Annotated in this window: 12 protein-coding genes and 1 pseudogene; 9 read left to right on the top strand and 4 right to left on the bottom strand. The window is 65.7% G+C overall.

Features of this window, described 5'->3' with window-relative positions:
* Positions 1 to 2 precede the first annotated feature (2 nt).
* The 3 genes from AKL29_RS06605 (at position 3) to AKL29_RS06595 (ending at position 4,383) form a co-directional block, all read left to right on the top strand.
* Positions 3 to 2,483 (top strand): DNA translocase FtsK, encoded by a 2,481-nt coding sequence (locus AKL29_RS06605; RefSeq protein ID WP_050383517.1) that lies wholly within the window; start codon positions 3 to 5, stop codon positions 2,481 to 2,483.
* A gap of 100 nt (positions 2,484 to 2,583) precedes the next feature.
* Positions 2,584 to 3,402: an outer membrane lipoprotein carrier protein LolA gene (locus AKL29_RS06600; RefSeq protein WP_050383516.1), complete on the top strand. Its 819-nt coding sequence runs from the start codon at positions 2,584 to 2,586 to the stop codon at positions 3,400 to 3,402.
* 165 nt (positions 3,403 to 3,567) lie between these two features.
* Positions 3,568 to 4,383, top strand: coding sequence for an exodeoxyribonuclease III (locus AKL29_RS06595; RefSeq protein ID WP_028335822.1), 816 nt, complete (start codon positions 3,568 to 3,570; stop codon positions 4,381 to 4,383).
* Positions 4,384 to 4,506: 123 nt separating this feature from the next.
* Here AKL29_RS06595 and AKL29_RS06590 read toward each other — a convergent pair whose 3' ends face one another.
* Together AKL29_RS06590 and AKL29_RS06585 are read right to left on the bottom strand one after the other, a co-directional pair.
* The gene (locus AKL29_RS06590) at positions 4,507 to 4,947 is read right to left on the bottom strand and encodes a cyclic nucleotide-binding domain-containing protein (protein ID WP_016841445.1); all 441 of its coding nucleotides are present in this window, start codon (positions 4,945 to 4,947) and stop codon (positions 4,507 to 4,509) included.
* A gap of 57 nt (positions 4,948 to 5,004) precedes the next feature.
* Positions 5,005 to 5,691 carry a response regulator transcription factor gene (locus AKL29_RS06585; RefSeq protein ID WP_016841446.1) on the bottom strand — a complete coding sequence of 229 codons (687 nt, stop codon included), beginning with the start codon at positions 5,689 to 5,691 and terminating at the stop codon, positions 5,005 to 5,007.
* A gap of 242 nt (positions 5,692 to 5,933) precedes the next feature.
* Between AKL29_RS06585 and AKL29_RS06580 the strand changes: the two genes are divergently transcribed.
* Together AKL29_RS06580 and AKL29_RS06575 are read left to right on the top strand one after the other, a co-directional pair.
* Positions 5,934 to 6,473, top strand: a complete 540-nt coding sequence (locus AKL29_RS06580) for a L,D-transpeptidase family protein (protein ID WP_028335821.1) — start codon at positions 5,934 to 5,936, stop codon at positions 6,471 to 6,473.
* 104 nt (positions 6,474 to 6,577) lie between these two features.
* Entirely contained in the window at positions 6,578 to 7,363 is a 786-nt protein-coding gene (locus AKL29_RS06575) for a 2-keto-4-pentenoate hydratase (RefSeq protein WP_028335820.1), read from the top strand.
* A 145-nt stretch (positions 7,364 to 7,508) separates the two neighbouring features.
* Here AKL29_RS06575 and AKL29_RS06570 read toward each other — a convergent pair whose 3' ends face one another.
* On the bottom strand, positions 7,509 to 8,213 hold the full coding sequence (locus tag AKL29_RS06570) for a YggS family pyridoxal phosphate-dependent enzyme (RefSeq protein WP_050383515.1): 705 nt from the start codon (positions 8,211 to 8,213) through the stop codon (positions 7,509 to 7,511).
* Positions 8,214 to 8,322: 109 nt separating this feature from the next.
* Here AKL29_RS06570 and AKL29_RS06565 point away from each other — a divergent pair, with 109 nt between their 5' ends.
* From AKL29_RS06565 to holA, 4 genes are all read left to right on the top strand, one after another.
* Complete coding sequence (locus AKL29_RS06565) at positions 8,323 to 10,014, top strand: sensor domain-containing diguanylate cyclase (RefSeq protein WP_028335818.1); 1,692 nt, start codon at positions 8,323 to 8,325, stop codon at positions 10,012 to 10,014.
* A 263-nt stretch (positions 10,015 to 10,277) separates the two neighbouring features.
* Positions 10,278 to 12,920 carry a leucine--tRNA ligase gene (gene leuS, locus AKL29_RS06560; RefSeq protein ID WP_050383514.1) on the top strand — a complete coding sequence of 881 codons (2,643 nt, stop codon included), beginning with the start codon at positions 10,278 to 10,280 and terminating at the stop codon, positions 12,918 to 12,920.
* Complete coding sequence (lptE, locus tag AKL29_RS06555) at positions 12,907 to 13,464, top strand: LPS assembly lipoprotein LptE (RefSeq protein WP_028335816.1); 558 nt, start codon at positions 12,907 to 12,909, stop codon at positions 13,462 to 13,464. The genes leuS and lptE overlap by 14 nt, the downstream gene beginning before the upstream one ends.
* A 116-nt stretch (positions 13,465 to 13,580) precedes the next feature.
* The gene (gene holA / locus AKL29_RS06550) at positions 13,581 to 14,612 is read left to right on the top strand and encodes a DNA polymerase III subunit delta (RefSeq protein WP_050383513.1); all 1,032 of its coding nucleotides are present in this window, start codon (positions 13,581 to 13,583) and stop codon (positions 14,610 to 14,612) included.
* A gap of 155 nt (positions 14,613 to 14,767) precedes the next feature.
* On the opposite strand, the pseudogene AKL29_RS44465 reads toward holA, so the two are convergent.
* Positions 14,768 to 14,966, bottom strand: a pseudogene (locus tag AKL29_RS44465) (ParB/RepB/Spo0J family partition protein); the annotation flags it as partial.

Here is a 14,966-nt window from a genome sequence, read left to right as displayed (position 1 = left end):
GATTGAGTATGCCAGCGATCGAACGTGTCATCCCCCTGGTCGGCCATCTGCCGCTCTCGCTCCGCGAGGCGCTGACGCGACGGCTGCGCGAACTCACCGGGCTCGGCCTGATCGCGCTGTCCGGCGCCATCACGGCGGCGCTGATGACCTGGTCGGTGCAGGATCCGTCGCTGAGCCACGCCACCTCGCGCGCGATCCGCAACGTGCTCGGCTATCCCGGCGCGATCGGCGCCGACCTCCTGATGCAGATTCTCGGCCTCGGCGCGATCATGCTGGTGCTGCCGGTCGCGGTGTGGGGCTGGCGGATGCTGACGCATCGCCCGTTCGACCGCGAGGCGCTGCGGCTCGGCTGCTGGATCCTGTGCACGGTGATCGCGGCGGGCTTCGCCAGCTGCTGGCCGCATAACACTGCGTGGCCGCTGCCGACCGGGCTCGGCGGCGTGGTCGGCGACGCGCTGCTGCGTGCGCCGGCCGTCGTGTTCGGCCCGCCCGGCTTCATCTATCGTGTCGTGCTCGGCCTGATCCTGTTCGTCGCGATGGCGGCAAGCTTCCTGTTCGCCTGCGGCTGGGGCGCCAAGGAGCAGGACGACGAGCTGACGCCGATCTCCGACGATGACGAGCCTTTCGTCGAGGACGAAGACAACGACCGCAGCTCGGTTTCGCTGGGCTGGCTGTTCCATGCGCTGATGAGCGCGAAAGCGCGGCTCGGCTGGCTGCTGACCACCGCCTACAAATCGCTGGTCTCGAGCGGAGCCCAGGGTCGCAGCGCTGCGTTCGAGCGCCAGGAGCCGAATATCGGCGGCGGCCGCTCGGCGCCCTCGATCGCGCCCGCGCATGAAGACCATGATGAGGACGAGGCGGAAGCCTTCGACGACGATGAGGAAGAGGAGGACGAGGAGGAAGAAGCTCCCGCCGCCCGCGCCCCGCGCAAGAAGGCCGAGCCGAAGCCGAAGAAGAAGAATTCCGACAAGTTCGAGCTGCCCTCGGTCTCCGTGCTCAGTGCGCCGAAGGCCAGCGATCGCCAGCCGCTGAGCAAGGCCGAGCTCGAAACCAATTCGCGCTCGCTCGAAGGCGTGCTGCAGGACTTCGGCGTGCGCGGCGAAATCGTCAAGGCCAATCCCGGCCCGGTGGTCACGCTGTATGAGCTCGAGCCGGCGCCCGGCATCAAATCGTCGCGCGTGATCGGGTTGTCCGACGACATCGCGCGCTCGATGAGCGCGCTGTCGGCCCGCGTCGCGGTCGTCGCCGGTCGTAACGCGATCGGCATCGAGCTGCCGAACGCGCATCGCGAGAAGGTCTATCTGCGCGAGCTGCTGGTCGCCAAGGAAAGCGTCGATTCGGTTGCGAAGCTGCCGCTGTGCCTCGGCAAGACGATCGGCGGCGACCCCGTCATCATCGACCTGGCGCGCACGCCGCACATGCTGATCGCCGGCACCACCGGCTCCGGCAAATCGGTCGCGATCAACACCATGATCCTGAGCCTGGTCTACCGGCTGCGGCCGGATCAGTGCCGCCTGATCATGGTCGATCCGAAGATGCTCGAACTCTCCGTCTATGACGGCATCCCGCATCTGTTGACGCCCGTCGTCACCGATCCGAAGAAGGCGGTGGTGGCGCTGAAATGGGCCGTGCGCGAGATGGAAGAGCGCTACAAGCGGATGGCCAAGCTCGGCGTGCGCAACATCGACGGCTACAATGCGCGCCTCGTCGAAGCCAAGGCCAAGGGCGAAGAGCTGACGCGCACCGTCCACACCGGCTTCGACAAGGAGAGCGGCAAGGCGATCTACGAGGAAGAGAAGCTAGACCTCGAGCCGCTGCCCTACATCGTCATCATCGTCGACGAGATGGCCGACCTGATGATGGTCGCCGGCAAGGATATCGAAGGCGCCGTGCAGCGCCTCGCACAGATGGCGCGCGCCGCCGGCCTGCATGTCATCCTCGCGACGCAGCGTCCGTCGGTCGACGTCATCACCGGCACGATCAAGGCGAACTTCCCGACCCGGATCGCCTTCCAGGTGACGTCGAAGATCGACAGCCGCACCATCCTTGGCGAGATGGGCGCCGAGCAGCTGCTCGGCCAGGGCGACATGCTCTACATGGCGGGCGGCGGCCGCATCAGCCGCGTGCACGGCCCGTTCGCCTCGGACGAGGAAGTCGAGAAGGTCGTGCGTCACCTCAAGACGCAAGGCGCGCCGGAATATCTCGAAGCCGTCACCGCGGAAGAGCCGACCGACGAGGACGGAGCCGTGTTCGATGCCACCGGCATGGGCGGCGACGGCGGCGGCGATCTGTTCACGCAGGCGGTGGCGATCGTCAAGCGCGACCGCAAGGCGTCGACCTCCTACATTCAGCGCCGGCTGCAGATCGGCTATAACCGCGCGGCCTCGCTGATGGAGCGGATGGAACTTGAGGGCATCGTCGGTCCGGCGAATCACGCCGGAAAGCGCGAAATCCTGGTCGGGGAGGAAGAAGGCCAGTTCTGATCGGGGGCGATCATCACGGAAAAACCATATCTCCCTCGGAAGAGGCGGGATAAAATCCGGCGCAGCGGGACGAGCGTCGAACAGAGACCTGACATATCTGATGGCAAAACACCTCATTGACCGCGGCACGCGCACCGCGCTGGCTCTTCTCGTCACCGCCGCGATCGCCGGCTCGGCGACTGCGCAGAATGCGCCGCCCCCGAAGCCCGCGCCCAACGCCGGATCCAAGGCTGCGCCAAAGAAGGACGCCGGCGCGCAGACCAATGCGGACAAGGGCCCGACGACGACCGGCGCCACCCAGGCACCGCCGAACCCGGTGATTCCCGACCCGCGCCGCAACGTGCCCGCCAGCATCTTTCAGACCTTCGACGCCAACCAGAAGGCGCAGGCGGCCAAGGTCTCGGCCTATCTCTCGTCGCTGCAAACGCTGGTCGGAAACTTCGTCCAGGTCGGCCCCGACGGCACCAAGACCAAGGGCGATTTCTACATCCAGAAACCCGGCAAGCTGCGCTTCGAATATGACGATCCGAGCCCGATCGAGGTGATCGCCGACGGCTCCTCGGTCGCGGTGCGCGACCGCAGGCTCGCCACCCAGGACGTCTATCCGCTGTCGCAGACCCCGCTGCGCTATCTGCTGTCGGACCGCATCGATCTGATGAAGGACACCAACGTCATCAGCGTCACTGCCGACGACGTGTTCGTCAGCATCACGATCGAGGAAAAGCAGGCGCTGGTCGGCACCAGCCGCTTCCTGCTGATGATCGGCGCCAAGGACGGCAAGCTCAAGCAGTGGACCGTCACCGACCCGCAGGGCTACGACACGACCGTTGCGGTCTACAATCTCGACGCGACGCAGAAGCCCGATCCGGCACTGTTCAAGATCGACTTCACGACCTATCCCGGCACCTCGCCGGGGTAGGCGCGCTGCGTAGTTGCGTGGGATGGGTAGAGCGCAGCGAAGCCCATCGCGATCACGGCGCGCCGCGTCAATGACGGGTTTCGCTTCGCTCTACCCATCCCACAAGCGCTTGCTTGTGGACAAAGCGCCAACCCGCACCGAGAACCATGCTAAGACGCGGTCCTCATGCGGTTCTCCGTCACCACCTGGAACATCAATTCGGTGCGCCTGCGCATCGACACCGTCGCCAAGTTCATCAAGAGCGCGCGGCCGGACGTGCTGTGCCTGCAGGAGACCAAATGCATCGACGATGCGTTTCCGCTCAAGCGCTTCAAGCGGCTCGGCTATGAGCACGTCGCGCTGAATGGACAGAAGGGCTATCACGGCGTCGCCATCGTCTCGCGCCTGCCGTTCGAGACGACCGACATCAGGACGTTCTGCGACAAGATCGATTCACGACACATCTCGGTGTCCTTCGGCGAGAAGGCGCAGCTGTCAAAGCCGCTGGTGCTGCATAATTTCTACGTGCCGGCCGGCGGCGACATTCCCGATCCCGCGCTCAATCCGAAATTCGAGCACAAGCTGCAATTCCTCGACGAGATGAAGGCCTGCGAGCCGCTGCATCCGCGCGGCGACGACCGCCACATCCTGGTCGGCGACCTCAACGTCGCCCCGCATGAGAACGACGTGTGGTCGCACAAGCAGCTGCTCAAGGTGGTCTCGCACACGCCGGTCGAGACCGAGAAGCTGCTGGCCGCGCAGGCGCATGGCGAATGGTTCGACATCGCGCGCGAGCGGATCCCGATGTCGGAAAAGGTCTACACCTGGTGGAGCTACCGCGCGGCGGACTGGACCGTCGGCGATCGCGGCCGACGGCTCGATCACATCTGGGTCTCGCGCGCGCTGAAGGACCAGGTCAGCGATTTCAAGATCACCCGCGACGCCCGCAGCTGGGAGCGCCCGTCGGACCACGTGCCGGTGACGGCGGTGATGGAGGTTTAGGGTTGTCGTCCCTGCGAAAGCAGGGACCTGGCAAAGCCGTCGGCCCGTGTGCCCAAGGATGGGCCGCAGCGTATGGGCCCCGGATCGCGCTCGCGACGCTCGCTTGTCCGGGACGACGAGGTACTACGTACTCAGCTTCCCGCCCGCCATCAGGATATCGCTTGCGAGCTGGCTGGTGCGCAGCGCGAGCTCGTCGCGCAGCCGGCGGGCCGCGGCGGGATCGCTTTCCAGCACGCGCTGGAACAGGCTGCGCGCGACGCGGATCACCGAGCCGCGCTCCAGCGCGGTGGCGGTCGACGGCCGCTTCATGGCGACGATCAAGGCGAGCTCGCCGATCAGCGCGCCGGGCCCGGCGATGATCTCAGCGCCGCCTTCCTCGACGCGGAAGGTGCCGCGCTGCACGACATAGCCGGCGTCCGCAGCGTCGCCGGCCTTGAACAGCACGTCGCCTGCGTTGAAATCACGTTGCTCGGAGCCGATCGCCAGCATGCGCAAGGAGCTCTCGCCCAACAGACGCATTGTCGGGACCCGCTCGAGCAGGGCTACGTCATCATCGATCGACATTCAGGTCCGGTAACCGCGGTGCGCCTCGATTTCACGAATCGTTGAGCGCAAAGCGTATCACGGCACCAGCTTGTAGCCACCGGCTTCCGTCACCAGGATTTCCGGGTTGGCGGCGTCCTTCTCGATCTTCTGGCGGAGGCGGTAGATGTGGGTTTCCAGCGTGTGGGTGGTGACACCGGAATTGTAGCCCCAGACTTCCTGGAGCAGGGTCTCGCGCGACACCGGCATCTGGCCGGCGCGGTAGAGGAAGCGGAGGATCGCGGTTTCCTTCTCGGTCAGCCGCACTTTCCTGGCATTGGCGCCGGTCAGCATCTTCGAGCCGGGCCGGAACGAGTAGGGGCCGACCGAGAACACCGCGTCCTCGCTGGCCTCGTGCTGGCGGAGCTGCGCCCGGATCCGAGCCAGCAGCACCGCGAACCGAAATGGCTTCGCCACATAGTCGTTGGCGCCGGATTCGAGCCCCAGGATCGTATCGGAATCGGTGTCGTGGCCGGTCAGCATGATGATCGGAGCCTTGAAGCCGCCCTTGCGGAGCGAGCGAACCACTTCGCGGCCGTCGGTGTCGGGCAGGCCGACGTCCATCAGGACCAGATCGGGGGAATTGGCTTTGGCGGCAGTGGCGCCCTTGGCGCCGGTGTCGACTGCGGAGGCTTCGAATTCCTCGTGCAGCGACAGCTGCTCGACCAGCGTATCGCGCAGATCGGTATCGTCATCCACGATCAAGATCTTGCGGGCATTGGCCATAGGTACAATCCTTCGGGGGCGGGGCGGTCAGAAGCGGAGGACGCTTATGGCCGTAACATCGGCTAGATATGTGCTCAGGTAGGCGATTGTTACCGATTCACAAGGCAACGCAGTCTACCTCAAATCCGGCGGGGCAGGACGTGAATGTCCTGTAATGCCGGGAGATAGGATGTTCTGAACCTCCAAGGCAAGCTCAGTTTGGAACGATTCTTAAGGGAATGTCAGCTATTTCAATCACTTATATGACAGTTAAACGTGATCGCCCGCTCTCCATCATCGAGGTCCGAGCAGCCGCCGGCGACCCGCGCCGGGGCTGGCTGTCGGCCGACGGCTGGACCGTGCCGGTGGCGCTCGGACGCGGCGGAATCATCGCCAACAAGCGCGAGGGCGACGGCGGCACGCCGCGCGGCGTCTTCCATCCGCGCCAGCTCTGGTGGCGCGCCGACCGGCACCAGCGTCCGACGACTTTCCTGCCGACCCGGCCGATCCGCCGCGAGGACGCCTGGTGCGAGGACCCCGCCGACCGTCACTACAACCAGCCGATCCGGCTCGATCGCGCGCAGGGCGGCGACCGCCTGACTCGCGAGGACCATCTCTACGACTTCATTATCGAGATCGATCACAACGCCGCACCGCGCGTCGCCGGCCGCGGCAGCGCTGTGTTCCTGCATCTGGCGCGGCCGAATTTCTCGCCTACCGCGGGCTGCGTCTCGATGACGAAGGCGTCGATGCTGCGGCTGTTGCGGCGGATGTCGCCGCAGACCAGGATCATCATCGGCTAGAGTTGTCGAATGGCTGAACATCGCTTTTCCCACGCGACAGACGCGACGCGTTTGTGCTGAGATCGTGCACAGAAGAGAATAATTCCCGCGGGGAGCGAAACAGCATGCTCGACAACAACCGGATCGCCGCCGCCTCGAAGGTCCTGCACGATCACTGGCACGCCGGCACCAAGCTCACAGCGCTCGATGGCGCAATTCGGCCGCGCGATCGCGCCGAGGGCTATGCGGTGCAGGCCGAGCTGGAAAAGACGTCGCGCGAAAAGCTGTTCGGCTGGAAGATCGCGGCGACCAGCGCGGCCGGCCAGAAGCACATCAATGTCACCGGACCGCTCGCCGGGCGCATCCTTGCCGAGACGGTGATACCGGATGGCGGCACCGCGTCGATGCAGGGCAACGAGATGCGCGTCGGCGAGCCGGAATACGCCTTCCGCATGGCGCGCGATCTCGCGCCGCGCACGACGCCTTACAGCGTGCAGGAGGTGTTGGAGGCCGTCGGGACGCTGCATCCGGCGATCGAGATTCCGGATTCGCGTTTCGCCGATTTCGTCGCCGCCGGCGAGGCGCAGCTGATCGCCGACAATGCCTGTGCGCATCTGTTCGTGCTCGGACCCGCAACGACAGCCGACTGGCGTGCGATCGACCTGGTCGAGGACCGCCCGGTCATCACGCTGCGCGGCGAGCGCTATATCGGCCATGGCAAGAACGTGCTCGGCGATCCCCGCGCAGCGCTCGCCTGGTGCGCCAACGAGCTGCGCGCGCTGGGGCTGACCTTGCGGGCAGGCGAGGTCGTCACCACAGGCACCTGCCACCCACCGCTGCCGATTGCCGCCGGCGATGAATTCGCGGCCGATTTCGGCGCGATCGGAAATGTGTCGGTGAAGTTCGCGTAGGCTGCGCACCCGCCACATGCACCAATGTCGTCCTGGCGAAGGCCAGGACCCATACACCGCGGCCTCAGAAAAGGGCGCGCGGCGAGACACTCATCCTGCAAGCGACAACGGTGGTTATGGGTCCTGGCATTCGCCAGGACGACAGTCAGTTATGCGGCACCGTCCGCGTGCCAAAGATCGCCGACCCGACCCGCACATGGGTGGCGCCCATCTGGATCGCCACCGCGAAATCCGCGCTCATGCCCATCGAGAGATTCGTCAAGCCGTTGCGCGCGGCGATCTTGGCGCAGAGCGCGAAGTGCGGCGCCGGCGCCTGGTCGACCGGCGGGATGCACATCAGTCCCGAGATCGACAGGCCGTAGGTGTCACGGCATGCCGCGATGAAGGTATCCGCATCCTGCGGCGCGACGCCGGCCTTCTGCGGCTCCTCACCGGTATTGATCTGGACGAACAGTTCCGGGTGCTTGCCTTGATTTTTGATTTCCTTGGCTAACGCTTCGCAAATGCTGGCGCGATCGACCGAATGGATCGCATCGAACAGCGCAACCGCCTCCTTGGCCTTGTTCGACTGCAACGGTCCGATCAGATGCAGCTGCAGTCTCGGATGAGCCTGGGTTAGCGCCGGCCACTTGCCCTTGGCCTCCTGCACGCGATTTTCGCCAAATACGCGCTGTCCGGCGCCGATAATCGGCAAAATTGCGTCGGCCGCGAACGTCTTCGACACCGCGATCAAGGTCACCGACGCACGATCGCGCCGCGCTTCCTTGCAGGCATGCGCGATCTCGCGTTCGACGGCGGCTAGGCCATGTGGTGAATCGGCCGGTAACGGCGTGGTCGGGCTTTGCGTCATGCTTGTGCCGTTCTCTGACAGGTGCGGGGGGTTGGCTCGAATTTTACCAAATTCGGGAAAGGCTTTTTGAAGCCCTGCATTCTACCTTGCGCACGGGCAAGGGAACAGAATGTCGGGCGTAACTTTCAACCGCAACCGGGTCAGGCTCAAGAAGGTTCTGGGAATTCGTGCCCGGCTGGCCTTGCTTGCGCTGATGCTGGTCGCGCCCCTGATGCTGGACCGCGTCCGCACGCTGGAGGATTCCCGCAGCAAGCAGATCGCGCAAGCCGCGGCCGGCTATGCCAGCCTCACCGCGCATGCCGCGGAAACCCAGCGCGAGGTGGTCTCCTCGGTCGAGACCATGCTGAAGTCCGCAGCCTACATCCGCGCTTCCGGCGGCATCGCGCAGAGCTGCGAGGTGCTGCGCGCCAGCCTGCCGACGGTGCTGCCCTGGATCCGCAGCATCATGTTCGTCTCCAGGGACGGGCTGGTGCAGTGCTCGACCCTCAACGTCCAGGTCGGCCTCAATGTCGGCGACCGCGAATATTTCAAGAAGGCGCAGGACAACCGCGGCTTCGTGTTCAGTGACTATCTGCGTGGCAGGACCAACGGCCGCCCGATGATGATGGCCGCCTATCCGGTGGCCGCGATCAATCCGGAGCAGGATGCCGTCGTGGTCGCCGGCATCAATATCGACTGGCTGTCGCAGATCATGGCCAATCTCGGCGGCCAGCCCGGCATGTCGGCCGTGCTGGTTGACTCTACCGGCGTCGTGATCGCCGCGCCCGCCGACCATGCGAGCCTGATCGGCCGTTCGCTCGACACCATCCCGCTGATGGCGGCGATCGCCGAGAAGGCGCTGAGCTATGACGAGCCGTCCGGCTCGGTGTCGTTCACCGCGTCCGACGGCGCACAGCGCACGCTGAGCTTCGCGCGCATCGCCGGCACGCAGTCCCGGCTGATCGTGAGCATGGACGAGGCCAAGGTGACGGCGGCGATCAACCGCGAGATCCGCACCGCCTATCTGCAGCTCGGATTCGTCTGCCTTTTCGTTTTGCTGGGTGCGCTGGTCGGCGCCGAGCGGCTCGTCATCCATCCGATCGAGCTGATGACCGGCATGGCGCGGCGGTTCGGCGAGGGCGACTGGTCGGCGCGCGTCGCCAAGCACAAGCTGCCGGCGGAATTCGTGCCGCTGGCGCGCGCCTTCAACGCGATGGCGGCGCAGCTCAGCCAGCGCGAGCGCGAGCTCGTCGCCTCCAACGATCGTCTCACCGTGATGGCCTCGATCGATGCGCTGTCCGGCCTCGCCAACCGCCGCGGCTTCCAGAGCCGGCTCGACTTCGAATGGATGCGAGCGCAGCAATATGAATGCGAGCTGTCGCTGATGATGATCGATGTCGATCACTTCAAGCTCTACAACGACACCTACGGCCATCCCGAAGGCGATGCTTGCCTGACCCGGATCGGCGAAGTGCTGTCCGGGATCGCCGCCGACACCATGGGCTTCGCCGGCCGCTATGGCGGCGAGGAATTCTGCCTCTTGCTGCCGAACACCGACGCCGCGCATGCGCTCGCGATCGGCGAGACCGTGCGCACCGCCGTGCTCGGCCTCGCCGTGCCGCATGCATCCTCGAGCCATTGCGTCGTCACCGTCAGCGTCGGCGTCGCGACGACCAGGCCGAACGAGACCCAGCGCCCCGGCGACCTGATCGAAGCCGCGGATGCCGCCCTCTACGCCGCCAAGCGCCGCGGCAGGAATGCCGTGATCGAGCACGGCTTCCTGCAGACGCTGGACGAAGCCGGGATGGCGCTGGCAAGCTGAGATCGTGCCTGGTCGAGCGGCGCGATGAGCGCGGAACCATGACCATCGGCGACGCAGCATATTCAGCGTCGTCCTGGCGAAGGCCAGGACGACGAGGAGGCTGCAGACGGAGCCCCTGCGACAGCGGCAGGGCGGCTGCGCGAGGGGATGGGGCGTTTGGAGGCCCCAAGCCGTTGACCGCGCAGGCGCTTTTGTGGCCTAGTCCGCCGTCCCCGGACGGGACCCGAAAACCACCCAAAGCCACCCAAAATCCTTGCGATTTCATGACCGCCGAACGCTATAACGCCCGTGAATCCGAGCCCCGCTGGCAGCGCCTGTGGGACGAAAAGGCGATCTTCGCCTCCAAGAACGACGATCCGCGGCCGAAATACTATGTGCTCGAGATGTTCCCCTATCCGTCGGGGCGCATCCATATCGGCCATGTCCGCAACTACACGCTCGGCGACGTGCTGGCCCGCTTCATGCGCGCCAAGGGCTACAACGTGCTGCACCCGATGGGCTGGGACGCATTCGGCCTGCCGGCGGAGAATGCCGCGATCGAGCGCAAGGTGGCGCCGAAGGCCTGGACCTACGACAACATCGCCGCGATGAAGAAGCAGCTGCGGTCGATCGGGCTGTCGCTCGACTGGTCGCGCGAGTTCGCGACCTGCGACCCCAGCTACTACAAGCATCAGCAGAAGATGTTTTTGGACATGCTGCGCGCCGGCCTCGCCGAGCGCGAGAAGCGTAAGCTGAACTGGGATCCGGTCGACATGACCGTGCTCGCCAACGAGCAGGTGATCGACGGCCGCGGCTGGCGCTCCGGCGCCGTCGTCGAGCAGCGCGAAATGAGCCAGTGGGTCTTCAAGATCACGAAGTACTCGCAGGAGCTCCTGGAAGCGCTGGATGGTCTCGACCGCTGGCCCGACAAGGTGCGGCTGATGCAGCGCAACTGGATCGGCCGCTCCGAGGGCCTGCTGATCCGTTTCGCGCTGGATGCGGCGACCACGCCGGCCGGCGAAAGCGAGCTGAAGATCTTCACCACGCGGCCGGACACGCTGTTCGGCGCCAAGTTCATGGCGATCTCGGCGGATCATCCGCTGGCGCAGGCGGCTGCCGCGAAGAATCCGAAGCTCGCGGAGTTCATTGCCGACATCAAGAAGATCGGCACCGCGCAGTCGATCATCGACACTGCCGAGAAGCAGGGCTTCGACACCGGCATCAAGGCGGTGCATCCATTCGATCCGAGCTGGAAGCTGCCGGTCTATGTCGCGAACTTCGTGCTGATGGAATACGGCACCGGCGCGATCTTCGGTTGCCCGGCGCACGACCAGCGCGACCTTGACTTCGTCAACAAGTACGATCTCGGCAACGTGCCAGTGGTCTGCCCCGAGGGCCAGGACCCCAAGACGTTCGTGATCACCGACGTTGCCTATGACGGCGACGGCCGCATGATCAATTCGCGCTTCCTCGACGGCATGACGATCGAAGCGGCCAAGGAAGAGGTTGCCAAGCGTCTGGAGACCGAGCTGCGCGCCTTGCCAGGGGAAGGAAGGTTGGCGCCGGTCGGCGAGCGGCAGGTGAATTTCCGCCTGCGCGACTGGGGTATTTCGCGCCAGCGCTACTGGGGCTGCCCGATCCCGGTGATCCACTGCCCGACCTGTGACGTGGTGCCGGTGCCTGACGACCAGCTGCCGGTGACGCTGCCGGAGGATGTCAGCTTCGACAAGCCGGGCAACGCGCTCGACCATCACCCGACCTGGAAGCACGTCACTTGCCCGAAGTGCGGGGCCAAAGCGGTGCGCGAGACCGACACGATGGACACCTTCGTGGACTCGTCGTGGTACTTCGCGCGCTTCACCGACCCGTGGAACGAGACCGCACCGACCACGCCCGCGGTCGCGAACCGGATGATGCCGGTCGACCAGTATATCGGCGGCGTCGAGCACGCGATCTTGCATCTGCTCTACAGCCGCTTCTTCACCCGCGCGATGAAGGCCACCGGCCACATCGACATGACCGAGCCGTTCGCCGGCATGTTCACCCAGGGCATGGTGGTGCACGAGACCTACCAGAAGGCCGACGGCAGCTGGGTCACGCCGGCCGAGGTGAAGATCGAGGTTGGTGGCAATGCCCGCCGCGCGGTGCTGCTGGCGACCGGCGAGGACATCGCGATCGGCCCGATCGAGAAGATGTCGAAGTCGAAGAAGAACACCGTCGATCCCGACGACATCATCGCGAGCTACGGCGCCGACGTCGCGCGCTGGTTCATGCTCTCAGACTCGCCGCCGGACCGCGACGTGATCTGGAGCGACGAGCGCGTGCAGGGCGCCTCGCGCTTCGTGCAGCGGCTGTGGCGGCTGGTGAACGAATCGGCCGAGATCGCCAAGACAGCGCCGGCGGCCCGGCCGGCCACGTTCGGGCCCGAGGCGCTGGCGTTGCGCAAGGCCGCCCATGGCGCGCTCGACAAGGTGTCGTCCGGGATCGAGCGGCTGCATTTCAACGTGTGTCTCGCCCATATCCGCGAGTTCGCCAATGCGCTGTCCGAGGTGCTGGCGAAAGGCGACAAGCCGGCGCCGGACCTGGCTTGGGCCGTCAAGGAAGCGGCGACCATCCTGGTGCAGCTGTTTTCGCCGATGATGCCGCATCTGGCCGAGGAGTGCTGGGTGGTTCTCGGCCAGACCGGGCTGGTTTCCGAGGCCGATTGGCCGCAAATCGAGCGCGATTTGCTGGTTGAAGACAGCGTGACCCTGGTCGTCCAGGTCAACGGTAAAAAACGAGGTGATGTTACCGTGCCACGGGCGGCCCAAAATGCGGATATAGAGGCTGCCGTTTTGGCGCTCGATGCGGTAAAAGCCGCCTTGGGCGGCAAACCCGTCCGCAAGGTGATCGTGGTGCCCATGAGGATTGTCAATGTTGTCGGCTAGGATCAGGATCGCCGCCCGGCTCGTGGCCGTGGCTGCCTTGGCCGCGCTGACGGCCGGATGCTTCCAGCCGATGTATGCCGAGCGCACCCTCGACGGCCAGTCGTCCGCCCTGCGCGAAAAGCTGATGGCCGTCGAGGTTCCGCCGGTCGACAAGCCGAACGCCTCGCGCGAGGCCCGGGTCGGCGTCGAGGTCCGCAACGCCCTCGCCTTCAAGCTCTACGGCACCGCCACCGGCGTGGCGCCGACGCATCGGCTGGTGCTGCGGTTCACCACCAGCCGCTCCTCGCTGATGATCGACCAGGCCACGGCGCTGCCGACCAGCGAAAACTACGGCATCGACGCCCAGTTCAACCTGGTCGAGATCGCGTCGAACAAGTCTGTCATGACCGGCACCACGTTCTCGCGCGTGTCCTATGACATGCCCGGCTCCTACCAGCGCTTCGCCCGCGCCCGCGCCTTCCGGGACGCCGAGGACCGCGCCGCACAGGAGATCGCCGACAACATCCAGACCCGGCTCGCCTCCTTCTTCTCCACCGGAACTTGATGCGTTGGCGTCATTCCGGGGCGCGCCAGCGGCGCGAACCCGGAATCTCGATCCATCATTTACAGATTCCGGGTTCGCCTCTGGCGAGGCGCCCCGGAATGACGGTTCAAGGCTAGATGGTCGCGCTTCGCGGAAAAGAGATCGACAGTTTCCTCGCCCGGCCTGACGCCGGCCGTCCGATCATCCTGCTATACGGCCCGGACCTCGGGCTGGTGCGCGAGCGCGCTGACGCGCTGATGGCCTCCGCGGTCGACGATCCCAACGATCCGTTCTCGCTGGTGCGACTCGATGGCGACGAGCTTGCCGCCGAGCCGTCGCGGCTGGTCGACGAGGCCATGACGGTGCCGCTGTTCGGCGGCCGCCGCGCCATCCGCGTCCGCGCCGGCTCGCGCAACTTCTCGAGTGGCGTCGAGACGCTGATCGAGACCACCGCGCTCAGGGATTGCCGCATCGTGATCGAGGCCGGCGAGCTCAGGCCGGAATCGCCGCTGCGCAAGATCTGCGAGCGCGCCAAGAATGCGGTGGCGATCGGCTGCTATCCCGACACCGAGCGCGACCTCACCAAGCTGATCGAGGACGAGCTGCGCGTATCGAACCTGCGGCTCGCACAAGATGCGCGCGCCGTGCTGATGTCGCTGCTCGGCGGCGACCGCATGGCCTCGCGTAATGAGCTGCGCAAGCTGGCGCTGTTCGCGCACGGCAAGGGTGAGATCACGCTCGAGGACGTCATGACCGTGGTGTCCGACGCCTCCGAGCTGAAGCTCGACCCGATCGTCGACGGCGCCTTCGCCGGCAATGCCGCGCTGGTCGAGAGCGAGTTCACGAAAGCAATGGTCGCCGGCACCTATCCCGGCGTGATCATCTCGGCCGCGCAGCGCCAGGCGGCATGGCTGCACAAATCGGCGCTGGCGATCGCGGACGGCACGCCGGCGTCAGCCGTGCTCGAAGGCGGATTTCCGCGGCTGCATTTCTCGCGCAAACCCGCAGTCGAGATCGCGCTGCGCAACTTCACGCCGCCGCGGCTGGTGAACGTGATCGACCAGCTCGCCACCGCAGCGCTCGACATGCGCAAGCAGGCCTCGCTCGCCGCCGTGATCGCGCAGCGCGCGCTGCTCTCGATCGCGGCGAATGCGAAGCGGCGGGGGTGAGACGCAATGGTCGTACAGCCGTCATTGCGAGGAGCTCGCGACAAAATTGCAAAGCAATTTTGCGCTGAAGCGACGAAGCAATCCATCGCTCCACAGGAGCGGAGAAATGGATTGCTTCGCTTCGCTCGCAATGACGTGGAGAGATGCCGGAAGTTCTAACCGCCCTCCAGCCGCCGCACCACCTCGTCGAGCTGCTCGAGATTGCGGTAGCTGATCTGGACGGTGCCGCCGGGATCGCGATGGCTGACGGTGACGGCAAGGCCTAGCGCATCGCTGACGCGTTTCTCCAGCGCGAGCGTGTCGGCATCCTTGTCGACCTTGGCCGCGCTGCCGCTGCGCGCCTTCTGCGGCTTG

This window comes from Bradyrhizobium pachyrhizi (assembly GCF_001189245.1).
Classification (GTDB): Bacteria; Pseudomonadota; Alphaproteobacteria; order Rhizobiales; family Xanthobacteraceae; genus Bradyrhizobium; species Bradyrhizobium pachyrhizi.
Note: the sequence above shows the minus strand (reverse complement) of the source record. Positions and strands in the feature narration are given on the sequence as shown.

Bases quoted from the DNA above. Each gene is read 5' to 3' on its own strand.
- AKL29_RS06600 (WP_050383516.1), top strand. From the start codon at position 2,584: ATGGCAAAACACCTCATTGACCGCGGCACGCGCACCGCGCTGGCTCTT.
- AKL29_RS06575 (WP_028335820.1), top strand. From the start codon at position 6,578: ATGCTCGACAACAACCGGATCGCCGCCGCCTCGAAGGTCCTGCACGAT.
- AKL29_RS06565 (WP_028335818.1), top strand. From the start codon at position 8,323: ATGTCGGGCGTAACTTTCAACCGCAACCGGGTCAGGCTCAAGAAGGTT.
- AKL29_RS06590 (WP_016841445.1), bottom strand. From the start codon at position 4,947: ATGTCGATCGATGATGACGTAGCCCTGCTCGAGCGGGTCCCGACAATG.
- AKL29_RS06570 (WP_050383515.1), bottom strand. From the start codon at position 8,213: ATGACGCAAAGCCCGACCACGCCGTTACCGGCCGATTCACCACATGGC.
- AKL29_RS06595 (WP_028335822.1), top strand. From the start codon at position 3,568: ATGCGGTTCTCCGTCACCACCTGGAACATCAATTCGGTGCGCCTGCGC.
- lptE (WP_028335816.1), top strand. From the start codon at position 12,907: ATGTTGTCGGCTAGGATCAGGATCGCCGCCCGGCTCGTGGCCGTGGCT.
- holA (WP_050383513.1), top strand. From the start codon at position 13,581: ATGGTCGCGCTTCGCGGAAAAGAGATCGACAGTTTCCTCGCCCGGCCT.
- AKL29_RS06580 (WP_028335821.1), top strand. From the start codon at position 5,934: ATGACAGTTAAACGTGATCGCCCGCTCTCCATCATCGAGGTCCGAGCA.
- leuS (WP_050383514.1), top strand. From the start codon at position 10,278: ATGACCGCCGAACGCTATAACGCCCGTGAATCCGAGCCCCGCTGGCAG.
- AKL29_RS06585 (WP_016841446.1), bottom strand. From the start codon at position 5,691: ATGGCCAATGCCCGCAAGATCTTGATCGTGGATGACGATACCGATCTG.